The 15,324-nt window shown below is 58.1% G+C and carries 16 protein-coding genes and 1 pseudogene; 7 read left to right on the top strand and 10 right to left on the bottom strand.

Annotated elements, in window-relative coordinates; all coding sequences use genetic code 11:
* Nucleotides 1–453: 453 nt before the first annotated feature.
* Genes J5837_RS04945 through J5837_RS04930 form a run of 4 tightly spaced genes read left to right on the top strand, consistent with a single transcriptional unit; the run spans nt 454 to nt 4,689 of the window.
* Complete coding sequence (locus J5837_RS04945) at nt 454–1,452, top strand: PP2C family protein-serine/threonine phosphatase (protein WP_210535595.1); 999 nt, start codon at nt 454–456, stop codon at nt 1,450–1,452.
* 10 nt (nt 1,453–1,462) lie between these two features.
* Nucleotides 1,463–2,515: a serine/threonine-protein kinase gene (locus J5837_RS04940; protein ID WP_210535594.1), complete on the top strand. Its 1,053-nt coding sequence runs from the start codon at nt 1,463–1,465 to the stop codon at nt 2,513–2,515.
* Nucleotides 2,512–3,594 (top strand): serine/threonine-protein kinase, encoded by a 1,083-nt coding sequence (locus J5837_RS04935; RefSeq protein ID WP_210535593.1) that lies wholly within the window; start codon nt 2,512–2,514, stop codon nt 3,592–3,594. The genes J5837_RS04940 and J5837_RS04935 overlap by 4 nt, the downstream gene beginning before the upstream one ends.
* 30 nt (nt 3,595–3,624) lie before the next feature.
* Nucleotides 3,625–4,689, top strand: a complete 1,065-nt coding sequence (locus J5837_RS04930) for a hypothetical protein (protein ID WP_210535592.1) — start codon at nt 3,625–3,627, stop codon at nt 4,687–4,689.
* A 185-nt stretch (nt 4,690–4,874) separates the two neighbouring features.
* Here J5837_RS04930 and J5837_RS04925 read toward each other — a convergent pair whose 3' ends face one another.
* Nucleotides 4,875–5,501 (bottom strand): hypothetical protein, encoded by a 627-nt coding sequence (locus J5837_RS04925; protein ID WP_210535591.1) that lies wholly within the window; start codon nt 5,499–5,501, stop codon nt 4,875–4,877.
* A 129-nt stretch (nt 5,502–5,630) separates the two neighbouring features.
* On the opposite strand from J5837_RS04925, the gene J5837_RS16620 reads away from it, so the two are divergent.
* On the top strand, nt 5,631–5,888 hold the full coding sequence (locus J5837_RS16620) for a helix-turn-helix domain-containing protein (protein WP_210535590.1): 258 nt from the start codon (nt 5,631–5,633) through the stop codon (nt 5,886–5,888).
* A gap of 44 nt (nt 5,889–5,932) precedes the next feature.
* Here the strand turns inward: J5837_RS16620 and J5837_RS04915 are convergent, their stop codons facing one another.
* The gene (locus tag J5837_RS04915) at nt 5,933–6,742 is read right to left on the bottom strand and encodes an abortive infection family protein (RefSeq protein WP_210535589.1); all 810 of its coding nucleotides are present in this window, start codon (nt 6,740–6,742) and stop codon (nt 5,933–5,935) included.
* Between the two features lie 143 nt (nt 6,743–6,885).
* Here J5837_RS04915 and J5837_RS04910 point away from each other — a divergent pair, with 143 nt between their 5' ends.
* Nucleotides 6,886–7,575: a recombinase family protein gene (locus tag J5837_RS04910; protein WP_210535588.1), complete on the top strand. Its 690-nt coding sequence runs from the start codon at nt 6,886–6,888 to the stop codon at nt 7,573–7,575.
* 30 nt (nt 7,576–7,605) lie between these two features.
* Here J5837_RS04910 and J5837_RS04905 read toward each other — a convergent pair whose 3' ends face one another.
* From J5837_RS04905 to trxA, 8 genes and pseudogenes are all read right to left on the bottom strand, one after another.
* On the bottom strand, nt 7,606–8,364 hold the full coding sequence (locus J5837_RS04905) for a hypothetical protein (RefSeq protein ID WP_210535587.1): 759 nt from the start codon (nt 8,362–8,364) through the stop codon (nt 7,606–7,608).
* On the bottom strand, nt 8,361–8,813 hold the full coding sequence (locus J5837_RS04900; RefSeq protein WP_210535586.1) for a helix-turn-helix domain-containing protein: 453 nt from the start codon (nt 8,811–8,813) through the stop codon (nt 8,361–8,363). The genes J5837_RS04905 and J5837_RS04900 overlap by 4 nt, the downstream gene beginning before the upstream one ends.
* 164 nt (nt 8,814–8,977) lie before the next feature.
* Complete coding sequence (locus J5837_RS04895; RefSeq protein ID WP_210535585.1) at nt 8,978–9,436, bottom strand: hypothetical protein; 459 nt, start codon at nt 9,434–9,436, stop codon at nt 8,978–8,980.
* 5 nt (nt 9,437–9,441) lie between these two features.
* Entirely contained in the window at nt 9,442–9,678 is a 237-nt protein-coding gene (locus J5837_RS16615) for a helix-turn-helix transcriptional regulator (protein ID WP_210535584.1), read from the bottom strand.
* 54 nt (nt 9,679–9,732) lie between these two features.
* Nucleotides 9,733–10,692, bottom strand: coding sequence for a tyrosine-type recombinase/integrase (locus J5837_RS04885; RefSeq protein WP_210535583.1), 960 nt, complete (start codon nt 10,690–10,692; stop codon nt 9,733–9,735).
* Between the two features lie 90 nt (nt 10,693–10,782).
* Nucleotides 10,783–10,962, bottom strand: a pseudogene (locus J5837_RS16610) (DUF6538 domain-containing protein); the annotation flags it as partial.
* Nucleotides 10,963–11,106: 144 nt separating this feature from the next.
* A complete protein-coding gene (gene rho / locus J5837_RS04880) occupies nt 11,107–12,780 on the bottom strand; it encodes a transcription termination factor Rho (protein WP_210535582.1) in 1,674 nt (557 codons plus the stop codon).
* 224 nt (nt 12,781–13,004) lie between these two features.
* Nucleotides 13,005–13,343: a thioredoxin TrxA gene (gene trxA, locus J5837_RS04875; RefSeq protein WP_210535581.1), complete on the bottom strand. Its 339-nt coding sequence runs from the start codon at nt 13,341–13,343 to the stop codon at nt 13,005–13,007.
* 298 nt (nt 13,344–13,641) lie between these two features.
* Between trxA and rhlB the strand changes: the two genes are divergently transcribed.
* Nucleotides 13,642–15,279 carry an ATP-dependent RNA helicase RhlB gene (gene rhlB, locus J5837_RS04870; RefSeq protein WP_210535580.1) on the top strand — a complete coding sequence of 546 codons (1,638 nt, stop codon included), beginning with the start codon at nt 13,642–13,644 and terminating at the stop codon, nt 15,277–15,279.
* The last annotated feature ends 45 nt before the right edge of the window (nt 15,280–15,324 follow it).

Below are 15,324 nucleotides of genomic sequence, written 5' to 3'. Positions count from 1 at the left end.
GGTTATGTCGGGTTCCCGACTATGGAAGGGGGGGCCCGCGGAAGGGAATTGGTCCCACGAAAAGCCCCGCGAGCACTTTTTTTGAGCGCCACAGCGGCGTTTGCAATTAATTGCACAGACTTTGGAGCCCTCGAAGCGTGCCGATGGGGGGGAATGGCTTCGCTGGGCCAAGGGCGCGCATCTTTGTTTCGGGAGGGGCTTTGGCGCCAGGATGCAGTCCCGCAGAAGCGGTCGGGCCAGTGTGCTCAAAGGATCTAGAGTGCCAATTTGGCCATCTTTCGGGTGCTTAGGCAGAGGATTGTCTCCATAGCTATCATCTAGAAGTCGGTCTGTAGGCAAATTGGAAAACTTATGACATCAATCGACGGGTTCTTTCATCGCCGGCTCACGAACTGGCTTCTCCGTGCGGTCCCCCGAGGCGGAGCTCGGCGGGCTGGGCCAATGCCTATTGGCATGGCTAGTGACATTGGTAGTGTGCGTGACCGGAATGAGGATCGGTTGGCCGTATGTCGGGCAGCTGATAGATACGGAAACTCCTATGTTCTTGCAGTGGTAGCCGATGGCATAGGAGGACTACGTGACGGTATGCAATGCGCTGCAATATCAGTCGCCACAATTTTTGAGGCCGTCTACGTAGAGGCGCAGATAGGTCAGAGTAAGCCGGCGGCTTGGCTGGAACGTGCCTTAATGGCAGCCAATGAGAGGGTGTATGGCTCCTATGGAGGACGAGGCGGTACCACCGTAGCTGCGGTGCTTTTTAGCGAAGTTGGCCGCCCGTGCTGGGCAAGCGTCGGTGATAGCCGCATCTATGCATATAAGGATAGTGTCCTTGAACAGCTATCGAAGGACGACACTATCGCTGGTCAGCTCGGTCGCTATGATGACGAAATACTAGAGAGATCCTTTCTTTTGCAATTTGTCGGCATGGGGCAAGAGCTTGTGCTCTCGATTGCTGAGTTTGATAAGAAAGATGAGCAACAGATTCTTCTAAGTACAGATGGAGTCTATTTTGTAAGTCCCGATAAGCGTCTTCTTACGCAGGTACTAAATGCGGGGCGTGGAGTAGACGAAGGTGTAATAGCAAGGCGGTTAGTGGAGATTGCGAAGTGGGCGGGTGGGCCAGATAACGCCTCGGCAGCCTTAATTTCAGCGCCATTGCCATTTCCGGCGTCGAAAGAAAAGCTCGAGAACTGTATGGAGATCTGGGATAGCTTCGGGGACGCTCTACTTACATTCCATACGGTGACTGAGCGGAATCGGCAAGAGCAAAGCACGCCTGAAGAAGCTGCAGTAGCGCAAAAGTCAAAACCAAAGCGTGCGCGCAAGCAAGCTCAAAAAAGTGGGAGTACAAAGACGTCCAAGAAGCCGAGAAAGGGACGTATTCAAGAAGATCTAATTGAGGAACAGGCGCCGCAAGTGCAGCTCAGCTTTTCCAAGGGGTCAAAGGACTGAGGGATGGGGTATGTTTCCGACTCGCTATGAAGTCATCGAAGGCCCGCTAAATGGCGGTATGGGTTCGGTCTATAAATGCAAGGACGTCACTCTCGCAAGGTTTGTCGCAATCAAGGTGCTACAGAATGTAGCTGATGAGCGCCGAATGGCCGACGAGATCGATGCGCTTCTGAAACTACGTTCCAAGCATGTAGTGCAAGTCTACGATCTTGTGCCGGTCGAAGCAGGAAGGGCTGTCGTCCAGGAGTTTATCGAGGGCAATGACCTCTGGCGGAGGGATGGGCACCCGGTATCGGTTGCACAAAAGTATAGATGCCTTTGGCAAATTGCCTCGGGCATAGCTGATATTCATGACGCTGGTGTCATACATCGTGACATCAAGCCGAACAACATGAAAATTGATCCGGAAGGAGTCATTAAGATATTTGACTTCGGCCTCGCACGAAATAATGGCGTAAATGCCTCAACGCTGGGGTTCATCGGAACATATGGCTTTGCGGCGCCCGAGCTATTTGATGGGCGCGTAGCGTTTACTCCGGCCGTCGATACATATGCGTTTGGCGCAACCGCGATTCACCTTATTGCAGGTCAGCTCCCAGAGGACATGCGGCGGCCAATGCCTCCTCAGGCGCTGCCTGTTGGTTTTTTTGAGCGGTTGAACTCTGGGCTATCTGGAGATGTTGTTCGTCTACTCGAGGCATGTATGCATATGGACCCTAGTCGGCGTCCATTAATGGCTTCTGTTCGAGATGAGTTGGCGAAGCATCTGCTGTTCGATAAGCATCAGGCATTGGCTGTCCATAAGGGTCATCCCTACTACCTCAATAAGGACAATAGGACTGTATCAGCCAGATGGGATGGCGTTGGGTCGGTGCGCATAACCTACGATGGAATGAAATTCTTCGTCGAAGAGGTGGAAGGCGAAGTCTTCATCAACTACATGCCAGCAACGGCCAATCAGCTTCTACCGGAGTCATGCGTTTTGGCGCTCGGTGCTTCTACGCGAGGAAATATGCGCATGTACATTACCTTTGATCTGTCGCGTCCGGAGGTGGTTCTATGACTGGCCCTCTAGATGCTGGAGATTTGTTAGGAGGCCGCTACCGCGTACTCAATTATCACGCAGAAGGCGGTATGCAGTATGTATATGCAGCTATTGATGAACTGACACGAAGAAAAGTTGCGCTTAAGACGCCAAAGAATAACTCCGCATCCAAGCGGTTCAAGCGTAGCGCGATAGTTGCGGCGAGAGTTAATCACCCTAATGTTGCAAAGACGCTCGACTATTTGGTCGAGGATGAGAGGCGATTTCTTATAGAGGAGTTCATTGAGGGCGCAGATCTTGCAAAGTCCTTACTGGGACAAGTCAACTTCCTAGACCCGTATCTGTGTGCAAGGGTGTTTCATCATGTAGCAAAGGGAGTTGCTGCAGCACACCATGTGGGAGTTGTGCATCGTGATTTAAAACCTACCAATATCATGATCGGTGGCGGCTATAACCTGACGGAACTTAAGGTAACCGACTTCGGCGTAGCCAAGCTCGCAGGTGATGTGATCGATGAGGCGAATGCCGGTGGCGAGCAAACTCTTCTGCTCTCAGCCACCGCCGTAGGGGCACTTCCGTATATGGCGCCTGAGGCCATCGAGGCACCTAGGACGATTACGACAAAGGCCGATATTTGGTCGGTTGGAGCGATGATTTTCCACTTATCGACAGGCGTAGAGCCTTTTGGAACTGGGCTACTTGCAGTCAATAAGATTCTTGCTGCTGTCCCCGCGGAGTTGCCGCAATTTGTCACGAGAAATCCTCAGTTTCATCCACTTGCTGCACAGGTCATCGATCTGGCCAAGAGCTGTATGAAAAGGAATCCAGACGAGCGACCATCAGCTGATGAGCTTGTTCGTAGCTGTGGTGAGCTTTGTTATAGCTCGTCGTTACGAGAAGTTGGTACTGTTAAGCGAGTGCAAGATCATAAGCAGTGGGGCTTCATTAGAAGTGACAATGGGGATGTCTTCTTTCATGCAAATTGTGTGTTTGGGGCTGCTGGTCTAAGTGCGGGGGACAAAGTGCTATTTTCCAAACACGAAGTGGGTGGCAATGCTGCGCCACGAGCGTACCCAGTTCTTAAGTTGACTAAATGATGTGAACGGCCTCTGGATGATTAGGCGGACATGAGCCAAATCGGAGTAAGAGAAGGGAAGTTTCTTTCTTTGATGCCTGCTCGGCATCATAGAGCCCATGAATTCTGCTTTTTTATCCACGATCAGATGGCTCGTGTGCTGGTCGAGTATGAATCCGCTGGCGCTCATACTCGTGTTGAGCGGGCATTCAATCGGGCGGCCGCGAATGCAAGCCTTGATCTACAAAGCTTCGATTTAATCGACTTTCTCAAGGAAAAAGATCTGCGTTCTTTATATGAACAACATTTGTTAGGCCATCTCGTACTTGGACTAACAAGCGATCTTTGTCATTTCCTGTATGAGGCACTCACTGCATTTGAAAAACGCAAATTTGCAGTCGGATATAGCCTGTTGAGGAAGCCGCTGAAGGAGAATCTATTATTCCTTTGCTGGATTCTCGGTAGCTTTGATGATTTCATCCCGAGATTTGAGAGGGACAACTACAAGTCTCTTAATGGGGTGACTAAAGAGAGGCAGATTTCCATAATTTCTAGCGCTATAGGAAAACTCTCAACTGGGGATGCGTTTGATCCCGAGGCAATCTGGAAAATCATTTATTCAAAAAATTACGAGAATGGGCTTGAGCCTACTTGGCAGAGGGCGACTCATTTAATTACATCAAAGGGGGATCTCCTCAAGACTGAAGATTACACAATAAATTTCATATTCAATGACGCATCTGACGACAGGTTATATGACAGGCTGTACTTCTCTCTGCCGTACGCATTAATTTTTGCAGTGCAAGTGGTTGTTGAATGCTTCAATCGCATACAAAAAGTCAATGAAAATACTTACGGTCACCTTGTCTTGAGTACTTTGGGTTGCTACGAGGCAATGTTTCTTAAGGGTAAGTCGCCGATTGGAAGGACTCTCAACAAGAGCCTCAAAGGTTTCCTCGAGTGTTGCCATTGTCGTGCTCGGCTGAAGATTACAAAGAAGAATGCCGTTGAGATATATCTCGCAGAGCAGACGCGTTGCCCGTCCTGCAATTTACTAACCCCAATTCCCCTTTATTGGATATTCTCTTTCTCAAAACTCAAGATTCTTAGGGACTAACAGTTACATATCTCGATGCAGTCTGGCTTCTACGAAGTTGACAATGAAGACGGCGCGCTCGCTGGAGATCGGCTCGGTCCCGGTTTTTTGGAAGAAGATGAAGGGCCAGAAGGGGTCTTTGCAATTAATTGCAACGCGTAGTAAGCCTGTAGCGGTATTTGCGCATGCGCTAAGCGATATGGAAGCTAAAAGTAGGTGCTGACCCTTGTCTCGCCGTCCCCAATGCCGATGAAGAAGACGGTTGGGCTGGAGTCTGTCGAATACTGATATTGCATGCGCGTTGTCTTATCGAAGGTCGCTGCAGGCTCGCCCCAAAGGTCCCGTAGCTTCTTTCCGATTGAGTGACCGCTCCATGTAATCGAGATCGAGGTAACTTCTCCTTTGGGAGAGAAGCGAACGGCGATGGAGCTGTCTTGGTCCCAAGATAGCCCGCTGGTAGAGCAGGATTCTTCTCCTCCTGCGTCTGAGCAATGAAAATTCTCTGATTTCTCCACTTTATCCATTGGGTACAGCTTGGCAATGGCAGCGTGGAATGCTTCATTCGTCATAGGTTTCTTTGCCTGCTCAACTACGCATGCGTTGTAATCCATCGATTCCGTTAGTGTGATAGGGATATTTACCTCGGCACCGTTAGTCGCGAGGAACAGGCATCGAGGGAACCGCATTTGTGCAATTACATCGGCTCGCTGTCGGGTTTTCTGCTGCGCCGCAGTCTCCCTTTTGGCTATGACGGCGGGATCTGGCTTGCAGGCGCTCAGGGCGGTGCATAGAGCAATCATGGAGAGCAAAGCGCGATGCTTGATGTCGGTCATGCAATTTCTCCTTCATAGTTGGTGCGGGCAATCTCTTGGCGGGCCGCTCTCCCCACGATTGGCGGCCAGAGATATTGCAGACTATAGTCCGTCGCACTATAGTCACACCACACCTAATGTCCATCGCCAATGGCGACGGATAGCAAATCGGTGCAAAGGGCATTTGGCGAGACATTGCGCCAAGCCCGAGTCGGTCTTGGGCTCTCGCAACAAGATTTGGCGCTAGAGGCCGAGTTGGATCGCACTTACATCTCGCTGCTGGAACGCGGTCAGCGCCAACCAACCATTACAACGCTCATCGTCTTGGCGAAGGCGATGGGCGTAGATTCAACTGAACTGCTCAAGAGAACGGTAGCGGCGCTGCAGCCGCGACATAAAGGGTTATAGAGCCTTATGCCTTCGCCAGTTCCGCGCGCCTCTATAAATTTCGTCTAGAGTTGCGTTAATAGACGATCAGCTACCGCGCCCATGCTCTCTACTGCGATTCGTGCCTCGTCTGGGCTGACGGTCGAAGGGAATGGGCGGCCATGTCCGATGCCTTGGGCGTTGCGGAGCGCGTTGACGCCGCACGCGAGTTCATAAAGCGCGGCATCCACTCGCTCTTGTGGACTCCGTGCCGCAGATTTTTCGATGCATAGGCCTAATGCTATGAAGGCTTGTGCAAGGAGTGTTGGAAAGTTCGTTATGGTGGGTTCTGTACCGAACTTAGTCATAAGAACATGTTTTGCGGTTGCCTCAAGAAGATCCTTTCCGGTCCCGGTGACAAGAGCAGCATCTAACGCGCCTGCGCGCGCTCGTCTGACATATGCGTTGAGGGCTTCGGTGAGGGGCTTCCCCGACAGCGAGTCCAATAGAAGGGGGCGCAGTTCGCCATCAGTACTGAGTTCGTAACCCTCGCTTCGAAACGCCGCTATTGCGTCAATGATCGCCTCCCGACCGGCGTAGTTCGGTGAGGTCTCTCTGAAGCCGCCGGAGCCCCTAACTACGGCCAATAGGGCTTCAGCGAACTGGCTGGCGTTCAGCGGGGCATTTTCCATTCCCCAGCTCAAGACGCCCCTTACACGCTTAGCTTTGCCAACAACCTGGCCTGTCTTTGAGGGGTCACCAGCTGACAACCTGGCCTTGTCGATTTGAAACTCAATGGCAGAGTGCGTCGGCTCACGCTTCACTTCAGCCTGCCCATCGTCAACGAGTCTAGAGAGGGCGGTAATCACTGTCTCCGAGATGACAAGCTGGCCCATGGCGCCTCCTTCGTTCCCGCGTGACTCTACTTCAGGTCGTCCTTAGACGGTCCGATGTACTTTAATCTTCGGAATTAAGTACAATTCGGTTCCGAAAGGCCCCTCCGCGACGGGGCAATGCCCATCACTGGAGGGGGCAGACCATGCGAAAGACGGCTATCCCGGCAGTTGCCTATCTCCGCACCAGTTCCGCCACCAACGTGGGCGAGGGCAAGGATTCCCACGTGCGCCAGTGGACGGCTATCGAAGCCTTTGCCAAGCGAGCGGGGTACGTCATCCGTGAGCCCGCCTACTACGATGCCGCCGTTTCCGGCTCCGACCCCATCGACGCTAGGCCGGGTTTCCGGGAACTGCTTGCCTACCTCTCCGACAATCCCGATGTTCGGGTGATCCTTGTCGAGACCGCCAACCGCTTTGCCCGCGACCTCATCGTGCAGGAGACGGGTTACCGCCTGCTCAAGGAACGCGGGATCGAGCTCATCGCGGTGGACACTCCCGGCGGATTCCTAGACGACACTCCGACCGCTCAGCTTGTTAGGCAGGTGATGGGGGCCATCGCGCAGTTCGAGAAAGCCAACATCGTTGCCAAGTTGCGAGGGGCCCGTGAACGCAAGCGAGCCGCCGAAGGGAAATGCGAAGGCCGGAAGTCCCATCACGAGGTCAGGCCCGAAGTAGTGGAACTGGCTCGCAAGCTGCGCCGCAAAAGGGGAAGCGAAGGGAAGCGGCTGAGCTACCGAGATATTTCCGCGCAGTTGGCCCTACAGGGCCACTACAACGGCAAGGGCAACGCTTATCACGCCTCCGCTATTCGCTCCATGCTTAAAGCCGCCTAGGCGCACATAGCGGCTTTTAGGCGGGGATGCCTACCCCATCGTCGATGGGATCTCTCTTTTGTTGAGTTCGGCCCGCAATTGCGCAATGCGCCCATCGGACTTGTCGTTTTCCATGGCCGGTTCATCAGTCAGCAACACCCCGCCGCTTTCGATGAATTCGAGGCCCAACTCGGCCAGCCCAAAGAGTGCTTCCAGCTCAGATGGCGTATGGCTGAGGAGCGCATCGCGTCCAGTCACTTGCTCAATAAAGCGAACAGTCCTCAGTTGGAGGTCATCTCCACGAGCGCTTTTTCGCCAAGCCTCCAGCGAATATTTGAGAAACACCATGCAGTAAAAAGCGCATCCCCGCAAATTATCCGGATCCATCCCGGCAAGCGGATTCCTAAAATAGGGCGTGTCCGCCTGCTGCATATGCTTTCGCAGCAAGGGGCCGGCCTCGTGACGGAAGAAGACCGTATTCGCCTCTTCTTCGACGAAGAAAGGGAAGCCAACATGCCAATCGTTGCAGTAACGCGCGTCGTCGAGACCAAAGCTAAGCGCAAAGGAGTTCATATCCCTGTCATTCATCTCGCCACTTTCCGGCATGTACTCACGAACACAGCACATGTCGAGACAATCGCGAATATCTTTCCCGGTCTGGGTATGGATGAGCCATGCGCGACGAATCACGTTATGCGTTCTCTGTCTGTTGTAGCGACAGTTCTCGTCGGGGGAAAGCTTGTCTAGGCGCTTAGCAGGAAGGCGAAGCATGTCTAGGTCTTCGCCAACAATCATTTTGTGAATGGTCATTCGTTGCGCTCCCACTCGCTGCGCATCTCACGACCCCTCCGCTGTTGCATGACTTCGAGAATCATGGCGTCCTGTGGGCTCAAGCCTGCAGCGGACGTGGTTGCGGATGCTTCATCCTTCTGGCCGAACCTGTCGAAGAAATAGCGGATGGCTTCCAGCCTAATGGTGGGCGGCGCTTCCTGTGCCAGCTTCCGCAGCTGGCTGAGCATGAAGGTGTTGTATGCCGGGAGGAGGTTACGCATTTCTTCTTCTGCTTCCGCTTGCAATTCTTCCAGCTTCGCGCGGAATGCGGGATTGTGGTTCTTCCACTCGCTTACGGTCTGCCGAGAGACTCCCAGCTTTTCCGACACCTCTGTCAGGGTCAGGCCGGAGAGAATGAAATCCAATGCCTTGAGTTGGATCGGTTTCAGTTTTGCGGGCTTCTTGCCGCTTGCTTTGTGTTCGGGCATGGCGGAACTCCAGTGCAATTAATTGCAAATCGGTCAATGCAATTAATTGCAATTACGGTGGCGGTTTGTGTTGGGTCAAGCTCAGTGCAATTAATTGCAATTGGGGAAGCAACGGGCGCGGGAGGTTCCGTCCACCGCGCCCATGCTCCCCACCGCCACAGTGGTCAGTAGTCGCCGTCGTCCTCGTCCGTCATTGCGATGCGGCTGGCGAAGCCGGGGTAGAAATGCAGGCCATGCGCGCTTTTGCGCAACTCGGCGCGCTGCTCCGCGCGGAAACGGGTACCCAGCGAACTATCCATGTAGAACGGCTCGTCGTTTTCCATGGCCTTGATGACGTTCTTACCCGCGAAACCGCCGCCGAGAGAACTCTTGGCGAAGGAAACGCGGGGCGGTTCGGACTTCTTGGCCGGTGCAAATGCGGGGTCCAATTCCGACTTCTGTGCCTGCGTTTCATTCATGCGCTTTTGCAGCGCTGCGAGAGTCGGGAACATCTTGTCCATTTTCACCTGAAGCTGCTGCTCTTTGGTGAGGATGGCCGAATGCTGCTCCTGAGCCTTGCGCATCTGCGCAATGTGATTCAGCTCGGCAACGAGCTGGTTGAGGGACTTTGCGTGAACGGACATGACTGCTACCTCCGGTTAGAGCTGGAGCGATGACGGGAGACGAACTCGCCAAGGTCGGACGGGAAGTAACGCACCGTGTGGTGCCCGTACTTCACGAACGTGGGGCCACCGCCGTACCTGCGCCATTTGTAGAGGGTCGGAACACTGACACCCAAAAATTTGGCGGCGTCGTGCGGATTGAGTGGCGTTTCGGGCAAAGTGTGTGGAGCGGACACTGGAGAAACTCCGAATGACTGGAACATTCAATCCACATTCGGGGTATCAAACTCAGTTGGCAACACCTTTGTTGGACGCGTCTATTTCAGGAATCGTCTTACCGCGTTCTCAACATCGCGGGGATAGGTGATGGCTTTTCCTGTGGCGCGTTGCGTGACCTCTGTTGCGCCGCCGGAGTAGACGCGAAACGCGAGGGTCGGTAAGGAATGTCCAACGTAACGGGCGATATGGACTTGGTCGATGCTCAAGTTCTCTAGCCGGGTGATGAAGGTGCGACGCAAGGAGTGGAAATCCGTTGCGCCAGTCAGGCCCTGCTTGTTTCGGTGGTAGCGAAACGCCTGCCCCACATGCCAAGAGAGGCGCTTGTCGTAGCCGCCACCCTTTAGTTCCGGGAATAGCTGCGCCGCAGGCGAGGCCCGCCGTTTCCACCGCGCGCGGAGGATTCCCACCGGAATGGGGTGCACGACTGCAAGAGTGCGAACCCCGGCGTTGGTCTTGGCCTTGGCAATGCGGACATAGGCGACCCCGCGTTCCCAGCGGAGATCGCCTTGGGTGAGCGAGCAGAGCTCGTCAATGCGGGCTCCCGTATACAGGCCCAACGCCATGACTTCGCGTAAGGCAGGGTAAGTAGGGGAGCCCGAGAACAGCCGGACCAGCTCCGGCATGGTGTAGGGGCGCTTCAGCGGGGTCTTGCGGTCGCTGGGATTGAGGCGAAAGCCCTTCCACGGGTTTACACCCTTGGGAACGTACCCCCGCAGGCCCAACCACTCCCAGAACGCAGCCAAGGCGCTGAGCTTGCGCCTGCGCGTGCTCGCGCTGTCTGGGGACTTGGCTAAACGTTCGTCCACGTAGGCGGCGGCTATCGCATTTGTGACGACTCCGGGCGGGTGGTCTCCGCCGAGGTAGGCGCGGAGCTCGGCATAGACCTGCCGGCGTTGGTAGCGCACGGTCTTGGTGGTGCCGGCAATCTCGGCCCATTTCTCCGCAAGTTCATTCAGCCCAGCTGAAGGGCAGGCCCCAGCCGGTGCAATTAATTGCAATCGGGGGGATGAGGGTGCAGTGCAATTGATTGCACTGGCAGGCGGAAGGAGCGCGGAAGGCGTAGTAGGGGAGTTTTCCCTGAGGGAGTCGAAGTAGGCGCGTACCTGCGCCACGGCTCCCCACTTCCGGCGCACCGCTTCGTCTAGGTCGCGTGTTCCCAGCGCCCGCCGAATATGTGTATTTCCGACTCTCCCCTGCAAGGCAGGGGGTACTTTCATCCGCAGATACCAAGACTGCCCCAGTCTCTGCAAATACAGCGTTTTGCGCATCTTCCCCGTCCGTCGTGGTCGGGGGTTCTTGCTGCGCGGGGGTCAAAGTAGGGGGTCAAACCCCTTCCCGACCCTTCCGATGGTTCCGGGCCCTCCCTGCGAGAGGAGGGCCCGTTTGGACGTGGTTTCCCGGCTTTTTGGGCCTTACCGCTTCATCGAAGCGAAGAACTCGTCGTTGGACTTGGTGTTCTTCATCTTGTCCAGCAGGAACTCCATCGCCGCGATTTCGTCCATCGGGTGCAGCAGCTTGCGCAGGATCCAGATCTTCTGCAGCAGGTCCGGTTCGATCAGCAGGTCCTCGCGGCGGGTGCCGGAGCGGTTGATGTCGATGGCCGGGTAGACGCGCTTCTCCGTGATGCGGCGGTTCAGGTGCACTTCGCTGTTGCCGGTGCCCTTGAATTCTTCGTAGATCACCTCGTCCATCTTGCTGCCGGTCTCGACCAGCGCGGTGGCGATGATGGTCAGGCTGCCGCCTTCCTCGACGTTGCGCGCGGCGCCGAAGAAGCGCTTCGGGCGGTGCAGTGCGTTGGCGTCGACGCCGCCGGTCAGGACCTTGCCGGAGCTGGGCACGACGTTGTTGTAGGCGCGGGCCAGGCGGGTGATCGAGTCGAGCAGGATCACCACGTCCTTCTTGTGCTCGACCAGGCGCTTGGCGCGTTCGATGACCATTTCCGCGACCTGCACGTGGCGCGCGGCCGGTTCGTCGAACGTGGACGAAATCACCTCGCCGCGCACGGTGCGCTGCATTTCGGTGACTTCTTCCGGGCGCTCGTCGATCAGCAGCACGATCAGGTGCACGTCCGGGTGGTTGGTGGTGATGGCGGTGGCGACCTGCTGCATCATGATCGTCTTGCCGGCCTTCGGCGGCGAAACGATCAGCGCGCGCTGGCCCTTGCCCTGCGGTGCCATCAGGTCGAGGATGCGGCCGGCGATGTCTTCCGAAGAGCCGTTGCCGCGTTCCAGGGTGAAGCGCTTGCGCGGGAACAGGGGGGTCAGGTTCTCGAACAGCACCTTGCCCTTGCTGGCCTCGATCGGCTCGCCGTTGATCGTGTCGACGATGTTCAGCGCGAAGTAGCGCTCGCCGTCCTTCGGCCAGCGGATGCGGCCGGCGATGTGGTCGCCGGTGCGCAGGTTGAAGCGGCGGATCTGGCTGGGCGAAATGTACACGTCGTCCGGGCCGGCGAGGTAGGAAGCCTCGGCCGCGCGCAGGAAGCCGAAGCCGTCCGGCAGGATTTCCAGCACGCCGTCGGCGGCAACGCCTTCGCCGTGGCGGGTCAGCACCTTCAGCAGGGCGAAGATCACATCCTGCTTGCGCGCGCGGGCCACGCCTTCGTGGATGTTCAGCTGCTCGGCGATCTCCAGCAGCTTCTGCGCGGGCATGCGCTTGAGGTCGCTGAGCGAGTATTGCGGGAAGCCTTCCGGCACGCTCGGCTGCTGGCGCGGCACGAACTGGTTGTCGTTGCCTTCGCCGTCCTGCGGCAGGCCGTTCTGCTGGGCGTAGCGCTCGCGATTGCGTTCCCGGCGGTTGCGGAAGCGATCGCGGCGATTGTTATTGTTGTTGTTGAAACGGTTGTTCTGCTGGCCGTCGCGCGGTTCGCCGCCTTCGGCGCTCTGCGCGGTGTTGCCGCCTTCGGCGGCAGGCGCCGGAGCGGACTCGCTGGCGGCCGGCGCACTGGGCGCGGGCGGCGGCGGGGCTTCGGCAGGTGCCGCAACGGCGGCGGGTTGTTCGGTGGCGGCCGCGGCGGCGGCCTTGCTGACGCGCGGCTTGCGCACGCGCTTCTCGGCGGTTTCGCCGGTTTCGGAAGTGGTATCGGACAAGTGGGAAATCCTCGCTAGATGGCGAGCGCCGGCATGGAAGCGGGCGTTGTGGAAGAAACGGAAGAGGGTTCCGGGAGATGGGTGCGGCGCGCAACACCCGCGCCGGATACGGTGAAGACACTAGCACCGGGCCACGGCGGCGGCAAGCGCCGCGTGGCGGATGTGTTCAGCTGGTGCCGGGGAATGCCCGGCGAGGGAGGGCCGCGATGCGGCCCGCCGCCGGTTCAGGCGTGGGCCGTGATGCCCTTGTCGATCATCTGGGTCAGCTGGCCCTTGCCCACCGCGCCGATCTGGGTGGCCTGGATCTGGCCGTCCTTGAACAGCAGCAGCATCGGGATCGAGCGCACGTGGTACTTCATCGCGCTGGCGCGGTTTTCGTCGACGTTCAACTTGACCACCTTCAGCTTGCCGTCATAGGTCTCGGCCAGCTCGTCCAGCACCGGGGCGATCATCTTGCACGGGCCGCACCATTCGGCCCAGAAATCCACCAGCACGGGGGTGTCCGACTGCAGCACTGCGGCGTCGAAATCGGCGTCGCCGACATGGGTCACTTTGTCGCTCACTTCGGGTCTCCTGCGGAAAACGCATGGCGTCCGGCCGGGGTCGGCCGCCGTTTGGGTTAAACTTGGGTATTGCGTGGCCGGGTTCAAGGCCCTCTTGGCAAGGGTTGCGGGGCTGTCCGCGAAGCGTTTCCGTCGCGGCCCCGCCATGGTTCTGGCGAAAGGTTTTCGCTGGTAGCGCAAGGTCCCGGCATTGGGGCGCAGTGTGCGACGGCGACCCCGCCGATGCAAGCGCGAACCCGGTCTTCACATGCGCGTACGCGGAACACAGCGACGCAATCCCAGCCTTCACAGAAACACGATGAGCGACAAGCCCTTAACCGACATCACCTTCGATTCGTTCGAACTGCACCCGGCCCTGCTGGCCGGGCTGGAAGCCGCCGGCTTCACCCGTTGCACGCCGATCCAGGCGCTGACCCTGCCGGTCGCGCTGGCCGGCCGCGACGTCGCCGGACAGGCGCAGACCGGCACCGGCAAGACCCTGGCCTTCCTGGTCGCGGTGATGAACCGCCTGCTGAGCCGTCCCGCGCTGGCCGAGCGCAAGCCCGAGGACCCGCGCGCGCTGATCCTGGCGCCGACCCGCGAACTGGCGATCCAGATCCACAAGGACGCAGTGAAGTTCGGCAGCGACCTCGGCCTGCGTTTCGCCCTGGTCTACGGCGGCGTCGATTACGACAAGCAGCGCGAGCTGCTGCAGCAGGGCGTCGACGTGATCATCGCCACGCCGGGCCGACTGATCGACTACGTCAAGCAGCACAAGGTCGTGTCGCTGCACGCCTGCGAAATCTGCGTGCTGGACGAAGCCGACCGCATGTTCGACCTGGGCTTCATCAAGGACATCCGCTTCCTGCTGCGGCGCATGCCGATCCGCACCGAGCGCCAGACCCTGCTGTTCAGCGCCACCTTGAGCCACCGCGTGCTGGAACTGGCCTACGAGCACATGAACGAGCCGGAAAAGCTCGTCGTCGAAGCCGAAACCGTCACCGCCGCGCGCGTGCGCCAGCGCATCTACTTCCCGGCCGACGAAGAGAAGATCCCGCTGCTGCTGGGCCTGCTGTCGCGCAGCGAGGGCGCCCGCACCATGGTGTTCGTCAACACCAAGGCCTTCGTCGAGCGCGTGGCGCGCGCGCTGGAACGCGCGGGCTACCGGGTTGGCGTGCTCAGCGGCGACGTGCCGCAGAAGAAGCGCGAAACCCTGTTGAAGAAATTCCAGGCCGGCCAGCTGGAACTGCTGGTCGCTACCGACGTGGCCGCACGCGGCCTGCACATCGACGGCGTCTCGCACGTCTACAACTTCGACCTGCCGTTCGACGCCGAGGATTACGTGCACCGCATCGGGCGCACCGCGCGGCTGGGCGCGGAGGGCGACGCGATCAGCTTCGCCTGCGAGCGCTATGCGATGTCGCTGCCGGACATCGAGGCCTACATCGAACAGAAGATCCCGGTCGAAGCGGTCACCGCCGAATTGCTGACCGCGCTGCCGCGCCCCGAGCGCGCACCGCCCCCGGCGGGCGAAGCCGGCGAGGAAGAGGAAAGCATCGGCGAGATCTTCAAGGAAGCCCGCGAAGCGCGTGCCGCCGAGGACGCCAAGCGCGGCGGCGGCCGCAGTGGCGGTGGACGCAGCGGCAGTGGCGGTCGCGGTCGCGGTGGTGAACGTCGCGAGGGCGGTTCGCGCTCGCATGATGGCAAGCCGCGCCCGCCACGCAGCCCGCGTCCGGAACAGGCGAACCCCGTCGTTGCCGCGAATGTCGAGGCGAAGCCGGAGGGCGAGCGCGCGCCGCGCAAGCGGCGTCGCCGTCGCCATGGCCGTCCACTGGAGGGAGCCGATGCCGTCGCCGCACCAATGGCCGCGTCCGCGCCGGTCGCGAAGCCGGCCAACACCGCCGATTCGTTCCTGACCCGTTTGGGCCGCAAGGTCAAGTCGCTGTTCGGCGGTTGAGCGCTGTTCCTTCTCCCACCGGGAGAAGTTGGCGCGCAGCGCCGG

The organism is Pseudoxanthomonas helianthi (assembly GCF_017939625.1).
In the GTDB taxonomy this organism is placed as follows: Bacteria; Pseudomonadota; Gammaproteobacteria; order Xanthomonadales; family Xanthomonadaceae; genus Pseudoxanthomonas_A; species Pseudoxanthomonas_A helianthi.
Note: the sequence above shows the minus strand (reverse complement) of the source record. Positions and strands in the feature narration are given on the sequence as shown.